Consider the following 17,712-nt stretch of genomic DNA (forward strand, 5'->3'; position numbering starts at 1 on the left):
CGGTGCCGGTGCTGGCTCGGCCGTGCTAAAGGCGGCGCCATGGCCACCGAAGAATCCATGAAGTCCCTCGTTGAGGCGGCGTTCCGCGACCGCGAGCTCCTCCGCTCGCCCGCGCACGAGGCCGCGGTCCTCCGCACGATCGAATGCCTCGATCAAGGCCTGCTCCGCGTCGCCGAGCCCGACAAGACCGCGCAGGCGGGCGGCGAAGGCGCGGCGTCCACCGGCGAGGGCGCTCCGCACAGGTGGGTGACGCACGCGTGGATCAAGGAGGCGATCCTTCTCTACTTCTCGCTCCGCGGCATGAGCGTGATGGAGGTCGGCCCCTTCGAGTTCCACGACAAGATCCCGCTCAAGCGCGGCCTCGACAAGGCGGGCGTGCGCGTCGTCCCGCCGGGGACGGTGCGCTACGGCGCGTTCCTCGAGCAGGGCGCGATCGTGATGCCCGGCTACGTGAACATCGGCGCGTGGGTCGGCTCGGGGTCGATGGTCGACACCTGGGCGACGGTCGGCAGCTGCGCGCAGATCGGGCGAGGGGTGCACCTCGCCGGGGGCGTCGGCATCGGCGGGGTGCTCGAGCCGCCGGGGGCGCGGCCGGTGATCATCGAGGACGGCGTCTTCGTGGGCTCCCGCGTGATCGTGGTGGAGGGCGTCGTGGTCGAGGAGGAGGCGGTGCTCGGCGCCGGCGTGGTGCTCACCGCGTCGACGGCGATCCTGGACGTCACGGGGCCGGAGGTCGTCGAGCACCGCGGCCGGGTGCCCGCGCGCAGCGTGGTGATCCCGGGGACGCGGCCGAAGCGCTTCCCCGCAGGGGAGTTCTCGATCCCCTGCGCGCTCATCATCGGCAAGCGGAGCGAGGCGACGGATCGCAAGGTGTCGCTGAACGCGGCGCTGCGGGATTTCGCGGTGCCGGTGTGAGCGCGCGCTCCGACGCGGACGCGGCGGCCGCGGCCGATCTCGCGGGCAAGCTGCTCTGGCTCTGCTCCGTCCCGTCGCCCACGGGCGAGGAGCAGGAGCTGTGCTGCGCGGTGGCGGAGCGGCTCGGTCGGGCTCGGCTCGCCGCGCCGGTGCGCCGCCACGGCGACTCGCTCGTCGTGCAGGTGACGCAGGGCACGGGCGGCCCGAAGATCGCGCTGGCCGGGCACCTCGACGTGGTGCGCACCTCGCACGACGGGCCGCCGCGGATCGAGGGGGATCGCCTCTACGGCCCCGGCGCGAGCGACATGAAGTCGGGGCTCGCGCTGATGCTCGACCTCGTCGAGGGCGAGCGGGAGGCGATCGCGGGCGTCGATCTGACGCTCGTGTTCTACGCGCGGGAGGAGGGCCCGTACCTGGAGAACGAGCTCGCGCTGGTCATCGAGCGCGAGCCCGACCTCCGCGCGCTCGATCTCGCGGTGTGCCTCGAGCCGAGCGACAACCGGCTGAGCCTCGGCGCGAGCGGGTCGCTCCACGCGGGGCTGACGTTCCGCGGGCGGACGGCGCACAGCGCGCGGCCGTGGCAAGGGGAGAACGCCATCTACAAGGCGGGCCCGCTCCTGTGCGAGCTCGCCGCGCTCGCGCCGCGCGAGGTCGAGATCGACGGCTTCGTCTACCGCGCCGTGACGACGGCGACGATGGCGCAGGGCGGGCGCGGGAGGAACGTCGTTCCGGACGAGTTCACGATGAACCTGAACCACCGCTTCCCGCCCGGGACGTCGATCCAGGAGGCGCAGCGGACCATCGAGGCGCTCGTGGACGGGCGCGCCGAGATCGCCTGGCGCGACCTCAGCCCTTCGGCGCCGCCGCACGCGTCGCACCCGCTCGTCGTCGCGCTGCGCGAGGCGGGCGTCGCCGCGGTCGAGCCGAAGCAGGCGTGGACCGACGTGGCCCGCTTCGCGGAGCTCGGGGTGCCCGCGGTCAACTTCGGCCCCGGCGAGAACGCCCAGGCGCACCAGCGCAACGAGTGGTCGTCGCTTCGAAAGCTGTCCGAGGGTCGCACGATCCTCCGCCGCTGGCTCTCGGCGCTCGGACCGGCCTGAGGCCGCGCGCGCACCCGCTGCGCGCGCTCCGTGTCAGGGGGAAGCCCGCCTGATCGCGCGCAGCGTTCGGGCGCGCCCCGGTGACCCTCGTGCGCTTCAGGTGGCCGTGCGCACCGAGAGCCCGGCGGCGGGGATGGTGAAGAAGAACGTGCTGCCCTGGCCGGGCGAGCTCTCGACCCAGATCGTGCCGCCGTGGGCCTCCACGATGCCCTTGGTGACGAACGCCGCGAGCCCCATCCCCTGTCCCATGGGCCTTCGAGGGGGCGCGTGGCGAGCGAAGAGCAGCAGTTGTTGCTCCGGGGAGATGCCAGGTCCTGTATCGGAGATCGAGAATCGCGCGTCGGTGCCCGACGGCTCGGCGCGCACCGTGATGCGTCCGCCCTTCGGCGTGAAGCGCATGGCGTTGCCGAGCAGGGTGGCGATGACCTGGACGATGCGCTCCCGATCGCACGCGATGGGCGGCAGCTCGTGCGGCAGCTCCTTCGCGATCTCGAGCGGCTTCAGCGCGACCGTGGGCGCCACGAGCTCGATCGCCTTGTCGAGGATCGGCTCGACCTCGTGCGCGCCTTTGCCGACCTTCAGCGAGCCGTTCTCGATGCTCATGGCGTCGACAAGATCCTGCGCGAGCTGGTTGATCTCGTCCGCTGCGCGGGTGATCGCCTCGAGCTGCCGCCTACCCGGGCCCTCCTGAGGGACGGATCGCATCAGCATGCGGGCGCTCACGACGATCACGCTCAGCGAGTTCCTGAGGTCGTGAGAGATGGTGGAGACGGTCTCGCGCAGGATGCGCTCTGCCGCCTCCGCGCGGCGCTCGAGGAGCTGGCGCTGCTCCTCGATGATCCGCTCGCGCTTGGCCGCGTCGCCCCGCGGGGCGAGCCGCTCCGCGTCCGCCTTCGATCGCCGGGGCGCCCTGGCGCGCAGGGTCGCCGGTCCCGCGGATCGAGGCCCGCTCGCCGCGGCCGACGTCGAGCCCCGCTTCGGAGCGCGCAGGGGCGCCGCCGTCGTGCGCCCGCGGAGCGTGCGGCCGTGCGCTGCGTCCGCGCCGTCCGCCGCGTTCTTCCCGGCTTTTTTTCTCGTCACCCCCGCCATTCTTGTCCCCTCGTGCCTCTCAAGCCCTCAGTTAGCCAGAAAGACCGCACCGAGAATAGTCAGGTGGTGCCGCAGTCAAGTCCTGGCAGCGCGGGAGCGCAGGTGCGCTATTTGCGGTCCCGCTGCGGTCCCGCTGCGGTCCCGCTGCGGTCCCGCTGCGGTGTCGCTGCGGCCTCGCTGCGGTCCCACGGAGGGCACGCGCCTCGCGGATCTCGCGAGCTCGAGCGTGCTGTGTAGGTTTCGCTGGTCTTGTGGCGGGGGATTCGCGGCGCGTCAGGGCGCGCTTTCCGGCTGCGATGACGCGCTGCCGCGCGACAGGAGGCGGCGAATCTCGAGCACGAGCGTGTCCGGCAGGCACGGCTTCGTCAGGAAGGCGTCGCACCCCGCGTCCTTCGCCTCGCGCGAGTGCCCCGCGAGCGTGTGACCCGTGAGGGCGACGATGGGGATCCTCATGGTGCGAGGATCGCTCTTGAGGTGGCGCGTCGCCTCCCAGCCGTCGATCTCGGGGAGCGAGAGGTCCATCAGGATGAGGTCCGGGATCAGCTCGAACGCGCGGTCGAGCGCCTCGCGCCCCGTCGCCGCCTCGGCCACGCGGAACCCGGAGAAAGACAGGTACTCCGCGAACATCTCCCGGTTGTCCTGGAAGTCGTCCACGACCAGGACGAGCGGCGAGACCGCGTTGTCATCAGACTTCACTTCCATCCCAGTGAACCTTTCCATTCCTCGGCGCACCGCGCCGCCCGATCGCAAGGGGCTCCGGCATCGCTCGGCCGGCCTCTCACGCAGGGTCATGTAGGGGGGCGATCCGCTCGGGTCACGTCATGTTTGTATACCTGATTGCGGGCACGATGCCGGGCATTTCCCCTCCCGCGCAGGGGTTATCCTGCATTTGCCCTGAAGGGGTTTCAGGTTGCTCCTGACGTGGCCTAGGTAGGTCCGTAGGGGCGGCGGACGCCGACGATCTCGTGGAGCAAACGAGCGGCGCTGTCCCAGTCGACCGGCTTCACGAGGACACCGTCGAACGCCGAGGCGTTGAGCGCGGCGCGGGCCTCGAGATCGCGCCGGCCAGTGCACGCGAAGATGGCGACGTGCTGGGTCGCCGGATCGGCGCGCAGCGCCTCGGCGACGACGAAGCCGTCGATGCCGGGCATCCTCAGGTCACACAGGATCACATCCGGGACGTCCTGCGTCGCGAGGAACACGCCACGCAGCCCGCCGGCTGCCCGCTCTACCAGGAAGCCGTGCGCAGCGAGCGCCGCCTCCGCCATGACGAGGAAATCGGGATCATCATCGACGATGAGGACCCGGCGCCGCCGCTCGATCACCAGGGTATCCTCGTCTCCCTGCTCGTCGTGATGCTCGGTGAACTCTCTGCGCTCTGCCTCGGACATGCTCCCCCGCTCGCGGCTCGGCTGACAGCGCTCCCCAGGTGCTCGGGCTTCGATGCGCTGATGCGCGGAAGCATGACCATCGACCCATGGAACATGGCCCATGGAACATGGAAGGAGAGCAACGAAGAGCAACGGCCTCCCGCCGGCGTTTCTGGAAAGGCCCCCCCGCGCTGGTGGAGGCGGAACCTGAACCCCAGGTACACCTTGTGCCCAGGTCGCTTATCCGCAACCATCAACTGTCCAGCGCAGATGGGGGGTCTCTGCGCGGTTCACCCCCAGCCTCCGGCGACCGCTGTTTCGGGGCAGCCCCGACGACAGTTGGCTTGCTCGTCTGATGCTCGCGGTCCGCGCTGCTGCATATTCGGAGCAGGCGTTTATGTGGATGGATGACGAGTTCTTCGCGCGTGTGGGCCACGATCTTCGGGGCGAGCTGGCGACCATGCTGGCGGGGGTCCACTATCTCCTGCGTTACCAGAAGGACCTCGGGGCGGCGCCGCGGGACATGCTGGAGCGCGTGCGCGGCGCGGGCGAGCGGCTGAAGCGGCTGCTCGACGAGTTCGACAACTCCATCTGGCTCCGCGCGGACCCGAGCCGTCCCATGGCGATCGCCTCGTACGATGCAGGCGAGCTCGCCCGCCGCGCGGCGGGGCATCTCGAAGAAGCGGCCACCGCGCGTGGCGTGCGCATCTCGTTCGTTGCCGAGCCCGACGGGGGCGCCCCCGTGGAGGGGGATCCGGAGCTGCTCCGGGTGGCGATCGAGTACGTGCTCGGCTTCGCCATCCTGCGCTCGCGCGATCGCCCCGTGCAGATGTGTGTCTCGATCTCCGGCGGAGAGGCGGTGGTGACCGTCATCGACGAGGCCGGCCCCGTCGCGCCCGAGCCGCTCGCCCGGCTGCTCGATCCGTTCGGCGAGCGGGCGGCGATCCCCGCCGACCCTGTCGCGCCGCGCCGTCGAGAGCGGCTGGGCCTCGGGCTCGCGATCGCGCGTGGCATCCTCGGTGCGCACGGGGGCGGGCTGACCGTGGAGCCGTCGTCCGGTCGCGCGGAAGGCGGCTCGACGGAGCCGGCCTCGGGGCTCTCCACGACGGGGCTGCGATTCACGTGCTCTCTCGGCGGCGTTCGGCGGGGCTCTCCCTCCGGCTCGCCCGAAACGACGGATCGCGGCCGTGCGGCGAGCGCGAGCGGCGATGACGGATGAGATCCCGCCCTGGGCTCGCAACGCGCGGATCGTGTCCGATGAAGACTTCGTCTAGGATGGACGGGGTCGCACGTCGCGAGCGTGCTCCAACTTCCACCGCCCACCGATGAATGCGCCTCGATGCCGACGCTGAGCTCTCTCCTCGTGCAGCATGGGGTTACCTCGATGCGGGTGGTCGAGGAGGCGATCGCCCGCCAAGTGCTCCACGGCGGCGATCTCGCCACGAATGTGCTGGAGCTGGGTGCGGTGCGTGAGCGAGAGCTCACGGCGCTGCTCGCGGAGAGCCTCGGGCTCCCGCCCGCCGTGGGCCGGCTGCGACCCGCGTCGCCCGAGGTGCTGCGGACGATCCCCGTCGATCTTGCGGTCCAGCACCGCGTGTTCCCCCTCGACGTACGCGCGGGCCTCGACGTGGCGGCGACAGGAGCCCTGCAGCGCGAGGCGACGCTCGTCATCGCCACGGCAGAGCCCCTCGCGTTGCCCGTGGCGGAAGAGCTGAGCTTCGCGCTGGGGGTCAGCCTGCGGCAGCTCGCCGCGCCGCTGGTGCGCATCCGCCAGGCGCTCGCCGAGCACTACGGCGTGGCCCTGGAGCGGCGGTTGTCGCGGCTGGTGAAGCAGCTCGACGCGCGCGCCGAGCCGAGCCCGAACGAGCCGAACCTGGCGCACGAGCCTGGCCCTCCGGTCGCCGCTGCGGTCCCGCCGGCGCCGGCGCCCGCCTCACCTGCGGGCATCGACGCGGCTCCCCACGCGGCCGTCGACGCCAGCTCGTCCGCGCAGATCGACACGGGTTCGCCTGCCGAGGTCGTCGCGGATCCATCAGCTGAGCTCGCTGCCGCCTCGCCCCGTGGCGCCGATGCGGATTCACCGGCAGGCGTCCGCCCCACGTCGCCTCCAGGAGTCGAGGCGGCTTCGCTGGCCAGCGTCGATGAGCCCGAGGACGCCGCCGAGACCCAGCAAAGGCGACCCAGCATCGAGGATGCTCCGACGGTCGAATCGCTGACCTCGATCTACGACGAGGACACGGTCGTCGCGGACGTGGCGCTCAACGAGGCGGTGCCCACGCCGAGGAAGCCGCCGCTCCACGAGATGGATGACGAGCCGACGGTCGTCGCTGCGTATCCGCTCGATCTCTCCTTGCTCCGCTATCCCGAGGCGCACATTCCTCGGGTCGAGGCGGTCGCTTCACCGCGCGTCACGCCAGCTCCTGGTGAGGCGGCCGCGCATACCGGCCAGGCGGCCGCGCTGCAGGCAGAGCCGGCGATCGAGCCGGCCGTGCCGACGCCGCGCTCCGAGCAGCTCGCGCCGCACCTTTCGCCGCTGGCGCCATCGGAGGCCGTGCGCACGTCGCCGCCCGCGGAAGCCCCGGGGCCGCCCGTCGAGATCACGGAGCCGGCGCCGAAAGCAGCGGCCTCGCCGGCGTCGGCGCTGTCCGGCGTGCGCTCGCCAGCGCCAGGCACTCAGCTCCTGACGGGCTGGCTGAAGCGGGCCTCTGCTGCACACCGGCCTCAGCAGGAGCCGCTGCCGCCAGCCGCTGCGGCGCTCCAGCAGCAGCCCCACGGATCCGCATCCACGGCGTCGACAACGGCGGCATCGGTACCCGCAGGTTCGACACCTGAGGCGCCGGTCCCCGTGCCGTCAGCGCCTGCGGTGCCGGCACCTGCGGCGACTCCGGCGGAGCGGCGCGAGCTCTCCTCGAGCGCACCGGCGGCGAAGGTCTCCATGCGCGAGGCGGGACGGTCTGCGTCCGCTGCACAGAGGCGGAAGGGCCCCTTCACGCTGGCCATGGCCGAGCAGGCGCTCGCCGCCGTCGGATCGAGCGAAGAGGTGCTCGGGGTCCTCTTCGACTTCGCTCAACAGTACTTCGAGTACACGGTCCTGTTCACGGTGCACGGCGAGCGCGCCGAGGGCCGCAACGCTTCGGGTCCAGGCGCCGAGCGCGAGCGCGTCACGAAGATCGCCGTGCCCTTCGAACGTCCGAGCGCCCTCGCCAGGGCGCGCGCGCTCCGCGCGCCGGTCGTCACCGCCGTCGCCGGCAGCGCGCCTGACGCCGAGCTCCAGCGCGAGCTCGGCAGGAAGGTCCATGCGGCCGCCGTGGCGGTCGTCCCGATCGTCGTGCGCGGCCGCGTCGTCGCGCTCGTCTACGGCGACGACGGCGCCACCTCGGTCGAGCTCTCGAGCATCGGAGACCTCATCGCGCTCGCCGGCATCGCGGCGACGGTGCTGGAGCGGCTCATCCTGCGGAAGAAGCAGAACCGCAGCGGCGGAGCCCAGCCAAGCGACGGCCCGGCGCCCCACGAGGCCGCCACGCCTCAGCAGAAGGCGCCCGCGCCTCAGCAGAAGGCGCCCGCGCCTCAGCAGAAGGCGCCCGTGCCTCCGGAGGACGCCGCCGCGCGTTCGGAGGACGCCGCTGCGCCGATGGACGAGCAGGCAACCGAGGGACCGCTCTCCCTGCGCACCCGCGCCGCGCTCATGGAGCTGAGCAGCATGGTCCGCGCGGACGCGCACGGCGCGCACGTCGCCGCCGCGGGCGCGCAGCTGCCTGCGGCGGATGCAGACCGCGACGCGGGAGAGCCCCTGCCCGCCGACGCCTCCGACGTCGCGCCGCAGGCCGTGCGGCGGCAGGGCAGCTGGACCACGGAGGACGGCGCTTCCGGGATCGACGCCGTCGCGCGGGCCTTCGGCCTTCGCGGCACCGGCGTGGAGACCGAGGCCGTGCGGCCGGACGAAGGTGTCGCGCACGCGATGGCCTTCAGCTCGACGATCCCGCCGGCCCCGACGCTGCACGCGCAGCGCATGGGCTCCGAGCCGCAGCTCCGATCGGGCCTCGAGGTGGACGCGGACGTCGTGTCCGGCACGGCCGTCACGGCGCCGATGATGCCGGCGGTCACGCCGCCGATGATGCCGGCGGTCACAGCGCCGATGATGCCGGCGATCACGCCGCTGCCTGCGCCGCGCGCCGCGGCGTCGTCGGCGCCGGCGATCATCGACGAGATCCCCGACCTCGAGATCCCCGCGGCGCCGGTCCCCTCGGCGTCGGAGGACCTCGATCTCGGCGAGCCGGAAGAGGCGCGGACGAAGCGGTACTCACGGCCTCCGTGGATGCTCGACAGCTCGATCACGCCGGGCGCAGAAGAGCACCGGGAGCTCGGACCGGCGCCGGCCGCGGGGCGGCCCTCGTGGCGCCGCCGTACGCCTGTTGCCGTCGAGACCGCCACGGCCTACGCGAGGCCCCCGTCCGAGCGGCGCGCCGCGGTCTCGCCGTCGCCGGCCGGCGACTTGCGCGCGGAATACACCTCGCTGCTTCAGCACGTCCTCGCGGGCGGCGAGGCCGGCGCGAGGGCGTTCGCCGAGCTCGTGCGCAACGGCGACACGGCGATCTCGGTCGTCGCCGCGCGGTTTCCCGGTCCGCTCCGGGTCGATCGTCAGCGCTTCCGCGAGCAGCTCGCCGGCCCGGAGGGCGCCGCGATCGTCGCCACCGCGCCCCCCGCCTCCCAGTGCGGGCCGCTGCTCGAGCTGATCGTCGCGATCCGGCGCCCGGCGCTGCCCTTCATGACCGTGCGGAGCGCCTCGCCCGATCCCGAGGTGCGCCTGTGGGCCACGCACGTGCTCGGCGAGCTGACGTACCCGGAGGCCGCCAACGCGCTGCTCCCACGGCTCTTCGACGACAGCATCGCCGTGCGGCGGATCGCGATCCAGTCGGCCGCCTCGCTGATCGCGGCGCCGCCTGCGGGCGCCCCGATCCTGCAGGGGCTCGACCACATCGCGCGCGACCGCGAGGAGGCGTCCGCGCGGCGGCTCGCGGCCATCGAGACGATGACCGAGATCCGCTCGGGAGCCAGCGTGCCGGCGCTCATCAGCGCGCTCACCGATCCTCACGAGGCGATCGCCGAGGCGGCGGCGCGGGCGCTTGTCGTCGTCACGCGGGACGATCTCGGCCGGGACGCGCGCAGGTGGCTGTCGTGGTGGTCGAGGAACGGCGAGCGCCATCGCATCGAGTGGATCATCGACGCGCTCACGCACGAGAAGCCTGCCATCCGCCGCGCGGCGATCGACGAGCTGAAGGGCGTCACCAAGGAGTACTTCGGGTACTACGAGGACCTGCCGCGGCAGGAGCGGGAGGCAGCCCAGGAGCGCTACCGCGCGTGGTGGATCTCCGAGGGGCGCTCGCGGTTCCGCACCACCGGCTGACGCCGCAACCATGGAGCGGGGGGCGGCTCGTGGCGCCGCCTCCCGTGGGAGCGGCGCGCCGACGCCTCACGGGCGACGCGCGCAGAAGGAGCTTGAGCCCGCGTCGCGCGGGGAGGCGGGCGGCTCGGCCGCTCAGCGGGAGCCGCCCGTCGGGTGGGCTTGAGGGAGGGTCAGGGGAAGGGGAGAGAGCGAACCGCGCAGCGGCGGTTCACTTCGGCGCGGCGGGGGCGGCGGCCGGCTGCGTGGCGGGCGCCGGCCTCTTGGCGGGCAGCCCGGCGGGCGCGGTCTCGCCGGCCTCCTTCATGGCCTTGTCGATGAGCTTCTTGAACTTCGAGAACGGCTGCGCGCCGCTGATGAAGTAGCCGTTCACGACGAACGCCGGCGTCCCGCTGATGCCCGCCTTGTCCGCGACGGAGTTCTCGGAGTCCACGAACGCCTTGTGGGTGTTCGCGTCGAGCGCCTTCTTGAACTTCGTCATGTCGAGGCCCTGCTCCTCGGCGTACTTCTCGAGCGAGGCGCGCGAGAAGGCGTCCGGCTGCCCCTGATTCTTGAAGAGCACCTCGTGGTACGCCCAGAACCCGGCGTTGCCCTTCTGCGTGTAGGCCTCCTGCGAGGCCTCGGACGCGAGCGGCGCGTTCTTGTGCATCGGCAGCGGCCGGTGGCGCCACACGATCTTCAGCTTGTCGCCGTAGGTCTTCGAGATCTGGGAGACCGTGTCCTCGACGCGCTTGCAGAACGGGCACTCGAAGTCCGAGAAGACCTGCATCACGACCTTGGCCCGCTCGCCGCCCTTCCACGGGCTGTTCGGCGCCGGCGCGGAGACCTCCTTGCGCTCGGGCGGCGGCGGCTCCTTGCCGTTCTTGATGATCTCGGCGTAGAGGTCCTTGGCGGCGACGCCCTTGGCGAGCAGCGCCTCCGACTTCTTGATCTCCTCGTCGATGATCGTCTTGAACTTGTCGATCGGCTGCGCGCCGACGAGCCGGCGGCCGTTGATGAAGAAGTGCGGGGTCCCGGACGCCTGCAGGTCGTCCGCGAGCTCCTGATCGGCGGCGATGGACGCGCCGAACTTCTTGGTGGCGATCGCGGCCTTCACCTTCTCGACGTCGAGCCCCAGCTCCTTGGCGTAGCCGAGCAGGTCGTCGTCGTTGAGCTTCTGCTGGTTCTTCCAGAGCAGGTAGTACGCGTCCCAGAAGCCCTTCTCGCCCTTCTGCGCGCGGGCCTCCATGGCGAGCTCAGCCGCCGGCTCGGCGCGCTGGTGGAACGGGAGCGGGTTGTTCTTCCAGACGAACCGGACCTTGTCGCCGTAGGTCGTGAGGAGCTCGTCGATGGTCGGGACGACCTTGCTGCAGAACGGGCACTGGAAGTCGGACCACTCGACGATGGTGACCAGCGCGGTGGCCGGGCCCTTCGCCGGCGCGTCGCCGACGGGCACCTTCCAGACGGTCTTGTCGTCCTCCTGCGGGCGCTCGCGGTCCTTCTGGGGCGGCGCCTTCGCCTTGTTCTCCGCGGCGAGCTTCGCGTACACCTTGTCGGGCTTGGTCCCGGCGGCGACCGCCGCCTGCGCGGCCTTGAGCTGCTCGTCGATGACGGCGGTGAACTTGTCGATCGGCTGAGCGCCGCTCAGGAACACGCCGTTGATGATCGAGGCGGGCGTGCCGGTGACGCCCGACGTCTTGCCGACCGCCATGTCGGCGTCGATCTTGGCCATGTACTCCTGCCGATCGAACGCCGCCTTGAACTTCGCCCTGTCGACGCCGGCGTCGACGGCCCACTTCTCGAAGTTATCGGGCGTGAGGCTCTTCTGGTTCTGGAAGGCCAGCTCGTGGAACTTCCAGAACGCCTTCGAGCCGCCGAGGCGGAACACGGTCTCGGCCGCGAGCGCCGCCGGGCGCGCGTTCTTGTGGAAGGGGAGCGGGTTGTTCTTCCAGATGATGCGCAGCTTCTCGGGACCGTACTTGTCCTTGAGCTGGTTGATCGTGGTCTCGACCTTGGTGCAGAACGGACACTCGAAGTCGCTGAAGACGACCATCGTCACCGGCGCCGCCCGCGTGCCCCACATGGGGTCCTTCGACGACACCGGGACCGCCGCGTCCTCGTCGGTCCACGGCTGACCGTCCTCGTGGACCGCCGAGATCTCATGCCCGCGCGAGCCGGCGCTCCGATCGATGCTCCACATCAGCCCCATCCCTGCGATGAAGCAGAGAAGAAAGCCGACGATGGCTGTTCCCTTGTTCATGATGTTTCCTCTCTCAACGTGGTGGGGCTCCGCCAGGCGGGCCCCTCCTTCAACGCGGGCGCGGCACCGGGTGCAGCGCCCGCGACAAGATCGCCCATCGTGACCTCCCGGGGCGGCGAGCCACCCCGGGCCGAGGGAGCCGCCGCCGCGTGCGCGCGGCGCAGCCCCCGGCGGAGCGCCAGGGCCGCTCTCGACCCTCACGCCGGCGCCTGCGCCCGGCCACGAGCGCGGCTGGCACCTCGCCCTCGAGAGGGCGAGCCTGCGCGACGTGGGACCGGACCAGCGCCTAGGAGGCTCGGGTCAGACCGGCAAGCGCTCCGGACCTCGCGGCAGCGCCGCCCTCGCGCCGAGAGCTGCGGTCCACGAGAGACCACGCGGCGCGATCGCGTGCGGGCTGCCGGCGAGCTCGCCTCATCGAGGCGGGTGGTAGACGCCCTGCGCGACGCCGGGACGCGGTCCTCCGGGGACCGCCGCGAACGAGAAGAGCGAGACCGACGCGTACGGGGCAGGGAGGACGAGGTCGGGAAGGAGCAACGCCTGCTGCGGGGCGCTGGAGAGCTCGCTCACAGGGCCGGGGTGCCGCGAGTTCGGCCCGACCATCGGCCCGCCATCGCCCGTGGCGCAGCCTGGCGCCGCGTCGATCCGCGCGTCGGTGATCGGGAGGGTGCGGGGCGGAGCGACCGAGGAAGCTCCGCGGGGATCGCAGATCGGCGCGTACCTCGTCTCGCCCGTCGCGTCGTCGACGCTGGTGAAGACGGTGCACGACGGCTCGTCCGGCGGGGCGACGATCGTCATCCGGTCGTCCTCGCACACGGGGACGATCGCAGCGCTCGCTGTAAGCGGCAGGACCAGCGCCAACGCGAACGTCAGCACGGTCATCAGGCGCTGGACAGCGTGTCGCGACATCCCTCGCAAGGATTAGCCGAGGCGTGCAGGGAGAGCAATGGCCCGGATCCCCGCAGGAATGCGACACTTCGAGGTCTTCCTGGACGGATCCCGACGCTTCTCCAGGGTACCGCCCGGAGGATGCCACTTGTCGACAGGGTGTGGATAACCCTGTGGATAAGTTGGAGATCCCCTGTGTCGAAACGGTGGTTCGAGCGACCGGCGCCAGCAGCAGCGCGGCCGGTTTCCGCGTCGCGCAGCGGTTCGCGTGAACTTGGCCCACCTTGTCCTACATCCGGTAGGTTCGCTTCATGGCGAACTCCTCCGCGACCGTGCCTCGCCCGGTTCCTCCGCCCTCGCACGAGCCCACCAAGAGCGGCTTCGCTGCGGACGATGTTCCCCGGCCGCTCGGCCGTTACGTGCTCCTGCGACGCATCGCTCGGGGAGGCATGGGGGAGGTGTTCCTCGCCTCCACGACCGGGCTGGAGGGGGCCGAGCGCCCGGTCGTCGTGAAGATCATCCGCCGCGAGCACGCGTCCGATCCGAGCTACATCGCCCGCTTCCTGGACGAAGCGCGGGTGCAGGCGCAGCTCCAGCACTCCGGCGTCGCGCAGGTCATCGAGGCGGACGTCGACCCGGCGACGGGGGAGCCGTACGCGGTGGTCGAGCACGTCGAGGGCCGGAGCCTCGGCGAGGTCCGGGCCCGCGCGGTGCAGCTCGGGCATCGCTTCGACTGGGCGGAGGCGGTCGCGATCGCGACGATGATCGCCGAGGCGCTCGCCCACGTGCACGAGCGCAGGGACCCGTCGGGCGCCGCGCTCGCCATCGTCCACCGCGATCTGTCGCCGCAGAACGTGATGCTCGGCTTCGCCGGCGACGTGAAGATCATCGATTTCGGCACCGCCCGCGGCCAGAACCGGCGCTGCCACACGGTCGCGGGCGTCGTCTTCGCGAAGCCGGGTTACGTCGCGCCGGAGGTCGCCAACGGCGACCCGGGCGACGCGCGGGTCGATCTCTATGCGCTCGGGATCATGCTCTGGGAGCTGTGCGCGGGGCGCCGGTTCCTCCAGGGCGACGCGCAGACGCACATGGCCGCGGTCGCGCGCAACCAGAACGACCCGCCGCCGATCGCGCTGTCGCTCGGGGCCCCGTCGGCGCTCGACGCCGCCATCGGGCGGCTCACGGCCTTCGACCGCGAGGCCCGGTACCCGTCGAGCCGCGCCGCCGCGCGCGACCTCGCCGCGCTCCTCGGGGCGGCGGTCGCCCTGCCCGGCGGCGAACGCGGCGTGCGCGCGCGGGCCGCGCACCTGATGCAGCGCCTGTTCCCTGGCGAGCCGGGGCGCTCGCGCGGCGAGTTCGCGGCCCTCGTCGCCGCCGCCAAGGCCCACCGCGCCACGGCCGTGACGCCGGTGAGCCCGCGCGCCGAGGCCATGGCCTCCGCCGAGCGCGTGGACGACGGCACGCTGCCCGGGACGCGCTACCGGCTGCTGCGCGAGATCGGGACGGGCGCGAGCAGCACCGTCCACGAGGCGGAGCACGTCGATCTGGGGCGCCGCGTGGCGCTCAAGGTCGTCTCGGCGGAGCACTCGGCGACGGACGTGATCGCGAGCCGCTTCCGCCGCGAGGCCCGCGTCCTCTCGCGCCTCTCCCACGAGCACCTCGTGAAGGTCCACGATTTCGGCATGGCCGCGGACGGCCGGCTGTTCTGCGCCATGGACCTCCTGGAGGGCGAGACGCTCGACGCCCTGCTCGTCCGCGGCGGCGCGATCGACTGGAGGGACGCGCTCGCGATGGCCGCCAAGGTGCTGAGCGCGCTCGAGCTCGCGCACGCCGAGGGGCTCGTTCACCGGGACATCAAGCCCGAGAACCTCTTCATGACGCGCCCGCGCGGCGCCGAGGGGGCGCTCTCCCTCGCGGACGCCGGCCTGAAGCTGCTCGATTTCGGGCTCGCGAAGCGCCTCTCCGACGATCGCGGCGAGGCCTGTGGCGTCGCGGACGAGACGGGCGCCGGCGAAGGGCCGGCCCGGGCCGCGGTCGCGATCGTCGGGACGCCCGAGTACATGGCCCCCGAGCAGGCCGCGTCGGGGCGCATCGACGGGCGCGCCGATCTCTACGCGCTCGGCTGCGTCCTCTACGAGATGCTCACGGGGCGCCTGCCGTTCGTCGAGCAGAGCCTCGTCGCGCTGATCGACGCGAAGATCAAGGGCAGCCCCGAGCGCCTCCGCGAGCGCGCGCCGACCCGGCAGATCCCGACCTTCGTCGACGATCTGGTGATGCGCGCGCTGGCCCGTCACCCGAGCGTCCGCTTCCAGAGCGCCGCCGAGATGCGGAAGGCCATCCTGGAGGCGCTGGGGCGACCTGCTCGCGCGCGCACCCGCCGCCGCGCGATGGGGTTCGCCGCGGTCGCCGCCGCGATGACGCTCGCGGGCGTGCTGGTCGTCGGCAAGGGGCGCGAGCTGGTGGCGCGTGTCCCCGCGGTCGCTGCGCTCGTCGGCGCTGCGGGCGAGGCGGCCGCGACGTCGGGTGATGCGGCGCAGCCCGCCGCGCCGGCGGTCGCCGCGGAGGCGGCGGCGGTCGCCGCGGAGGCGCCGGCGGCAGCCGCGGAGGCGCCGGCGGCAGCCGCGGAGGCGCCGGCGGGCGGCGCGCTCGCGGCAGCTTCCTACGCGCCGGCGTCCGTCGCGGCAGCGCTCGCGGCGGCCAGCGCGGCAGGGCAGGGGAGCGCCACGCCTCCGGCCCTCGCGGCCGTGCCCGCCGCCGGCTCCGATGCCGCCGCGCCCCGAGAGGGAGCCGCGCCGCCTGCGCAGGCCGCCGTCGCGAAGAGCGACGCGGCGAAGTCGCCCGCGAGGGACGAGCCCGCCCGGCGCGCCTCGGCGATGACCGCGCGCGCGCCGGCGAAGGCCGGCAAACCCGCGGCGCGCGGCGCGGCGGATCGCGCCTCCCGCGAGGTCGCGAAGCGCGAGCCGAAGGCGCGCGAGCGATCGTCCTCGTCCGCGGCGCGCGAGTCGGCCGCGCCGGCGCCCGCGCGTGGCGAGGCTGACACGGCGGCGAAAGACGCGCACGAGGATCGCAGCGAAGCGAAGCGGCGCCGTCACAAGCGGCGGTCCCGGGTCGCGAAAGCGGAATAGCCGCGCGTCGCGCGGCGCATTTCGCTCGCGCGTGGGCTGCGGCGTTGTATACCGCGCAGCCTGCGATGGCTCAGATCGCCTTGTCCGCGCCGGGTTCGAACGCCGTTACTTCGGGCCCACCCCATCGCGCCATCCTGCGGCTCGCGCTGCCGACCGTGGCGGCGATGCTCACCCAGAGCATCGTCAACGAGGTCGACATCGTCTTCTTCGCGCACCTGCCGTGCCCCGAGTCCTCGAACGCGCACGCGGCGCTCCTGCCGTCGCTGATCGTCCTGTGGCTGTTCGGCGGCTCGCTCAGCGCGATCTCGGTCGGCACGCAGGCGTTCACGGCGCGCCGCTTCGCCGAGAATCGCCCCGGGGACGCCGGCGCGGTCCTCGCGAACGCCCTGTTCTTCGCGATCGTCGCCGGCGTCGTGTTCTCCGCGATCGGGTACCTGACGATGCCGTACATCCTGTCCGTCATCATCAAGGTGCCGGACGCGCGGCAGGCGGCGCTCGATTACCTCGGCTGGCGCCTGCTCGGCGTGACGTCGATGGCGGCGACGTTCGCGCTGAAGGCGTTCTTCGACGGGATCGGCAAGACGCACATCCACCTGGTCTCGGCCCTCGCGATGAACGGGCTGAACATCGTGCTCTGCCTCCTGCTCATCTTCGGCAACGCCTCGCTCGGCATCCCGAAGTACGGCATCGCCGGCGCGGGCATGGCCGGCTTCATCTCGACCTACGTCGGTCTCGCGATCATGCTCGGGTACGCGCTCCTGCCGGAGTACCGGCGCCGCTACCGCCCGTTTGCTACGAGCAAGCTGTCGGCCCCGCTCGTCTGGTCCATCCTCCGGCTGTCGATCCCGAGCGCCGTCGCGACCGTCGCGATCATGACGGGCTTCGCCCTCTTCTACGCGATCGCCAGCAAGCTCGACCAGGTCGCGCCGGCGGGCGTCGTCTCGCCGCTCTGTCCCGGCGGCCGCGCCGAGCCGGTGTACGGCGCCGCGACCACGGTGATCGTCGGGATCCTGAAGCTCACGTTCACCGCCTGCCTCGCCTTCGGCACGTCGACGGCGACGCTGGTCGCGCAGTCGCTCGGCGAGAAGGACGGCGACAAGGCCGCGCGCTTCGGCTGGACCAGCGTCCGGCTGGGGCTCGCGATCTTCGGCGTCGTCGGCCTGCTCGAGGCGATCTTCGCGCCGCAGATCCTCGCGTTCGCCAGCAGCAGCGAGCTCGTCCAGGCCGCGGCGCTCCGGCCGCTCCAGATCATGGGCATCTGCACGCCGCTCGTCGCGGTCGGCATGATCCTCACGCAGGCGCTCTTCGGCGCGGGAAACACGATGTTCGTGATGGTCGTGGAGCTCATCCTGCACTTCACCTGCCTCGTCCCGCTGGCGTGGCTGTTCGGCATCACGCTCGGCTTCGGCCTGATGGGCATCTGGGGCGCCGGCGTCGTCTACGTGGTCCTCCTCGCCGCGATCATGGTGTGGAAGTTCCGCTCGGGGGACTGGAAGAAGATCCGGCTCGACGCCCAGAAGCCCCTCGACGAGGCCGCGCTCGGCGAGGGCGGCGGCGGGGCGAGCGCGTAGGGGCGCTGAGCCGACCG

At 72.4% G+C, this 17,712-nt stretch carries 11 protein-coding genes; 6 read left to right on the forward strand and 5 right to left on the reverse strand.

The window, feature by feature from the left end:
• Positions 1-39 precede the first annotated feature (39 nt).
• Together WMF44_RS15980 and dapE are read left to right on the forward strand one after the other, a co-directional pair.
• Complete coding sequence (locus WMF44_RS15980) at positions 40-915, forward strand: 2,3,4,5-tetrahydropyridine-2,6-dicarboxylate N-succinyltransferase (protein ID WP_012235582.1); 876 nt, start codon at positions 40-42, stop codon at positions 913-915.
• Positions 912-2,015, forward strand: a complete 1,104-nt coding sequence (gene dapE, locus WMF44_RS15985; protein ID WP_437299975.1) for a succinyl-diaminopimelate desuccinylase — start codon at positions 912-914, stop codon at positions 2,013-2,015. The genes WMF44_RS15980 and dapE overlap by 4 nt, the downstream gene beginning before the upstream one ends.
• 96 nt (positions 2,016-2,111) lie before the next feature.
• Here dapE and WMF44_RS15990 read toward each other — a convergent pair whose 3' ends face one another.
• From WMF44_RS15990 to WMF44_RS16000, 3 genes are all read right to left on the reverse strand, one after another.
• Positions 2,112-3,104 carry a sensor histidine kinase gene (locus tag WMF44_RS15990; RefSeq protein ID WP_437299976.1) on the reverse strand — a complete coding sequence of 331 codons (993 nt, stop codon included), beginning with the start codon at positions 3,102-3,104 and terminating at the stop codon, positions 2,112-2,114.
• 273 nt (positions 3,105-3,377) lie between these two features.
• Complete coding sequence (locus WMF44_RS15995) at positions 3,378-3,806, reverse strand: response regulator (protein WP_012235585.1); 429 nt, start codon at positions 3,804-3,806, stop codon at positions 3,378-3,380.
• 224 nt (positions 3,807-4,030) lie between these two features.
• The gene (locus WMF44_RS16000; protein WP_012235586.1) at positions 4,031-4,495 is read right to left on the reverse strand and encodes a response regulator; all 465 of its coding nucleotides are present in this window, start codon (positions 4,493-4,495) and stop codon (positions 4,031-4,033) included.
• Positions 4,496-4,871: 376 nt separating this feature from the next.
• Between WMF44_RS16000 and WMF44_RS16005 the strand changes: the two genes are divergently transcribed.
• Positions 4,872-5,693 carry a sensor histidine kinase gene (locus WMF44_RS16005; protein ID WP_437299977.1) on the forward strand — a complete coding sequence of 274 codons (822 nt, stop codon included), beginning with the start codon at positions 4,872-4,874 and terminating at the stop codon, positions 5,691-5,693.
• 120 nt (positions 5,694-5,813) lie between these two features.
• Complete coding sequence (locus WMF44_RS16010; RefSeq protein ID WP_437299978.1) at positions 5,814-9,878, forward strand: HEAT repeat domain-containing protein; 4,065 nt, start codon at positions 5,814-5,816, stop codon at positions 9,876-9,878.
• A 208-nt stretch (positions 9,879-10,086) separates the two neighbouring features.
• On the opposite strand, the gene WMF44_RS16015 is transcribed toward WMF44_RS16010, so the two are convergent.
• Positions 10,087-12,114 carry a DsbA family protein gene (locus tag WMF44_RS16015; protein WP_437299979.1) on the reverse strand — a complete coding sequence of 676 codons (2,028 nt, stop codon included), beginning with the start codon at positions 12,112-12,114 and terminating at the stop codon, positions 10,087-10,089.
• A gap of 411 nt (positions 12,115-12,525) precedes the next feature.
• On the reverse strand, positions 12,526-13,020 hold the full coding sequence (locus tag WMF44_RS16020) for a hypothetical protein (RefSeq protein ID WP_437299980.1): 495 nt from the start codon (positions 13,018-13,020) through the stop codon (positions 12,526-12,528).
• A gap of 290 nt (positions 13,021-13,310) precedes the next feature.
• Here WMF44_RS16020 and WMF44_RS16025 point away from each other — a divergent pair, with 290 nt between their 5' ends.
• The gene (locus tag WMF44_RS16025) at positions 13,311-16,124 is read left to right on the forward strand and encodes a serine/threonine-protein kinase (RefSeq protein WP_437299981.1); all 2,814 of its coding nucleotides are present in this window, start codon (positions 13,311-13,313) and stop codon (positions 16,122-16,124) included.
• A gap of 65 nt (positions 16,125-16,189) precedes the next feature.
• On the forward strand, positions 16,190-17,695 hold the full coding sequence (locus tag WMF44_RS16030; protein ID WP_437299982.1) for an MATE family efflux transporter: 1,506 nt from the start codon (positions 16,190-16,192) through the stop codon (positions 17,693-17,695).
• The last annotated feature ends 17 nt before the right edge of the window (positions 17,696-17,712 follow it).

Source organism: Sorangium sp. So ce426 (genome assembly GCF_051475585.1).
Taxonomy (GTDB): domain Bacteria; phylum Myxococcota_A; class Polyangia; order Polyangiales; family Polyangiaceae; genus Sorangium; species Sorangium cellulosum_B.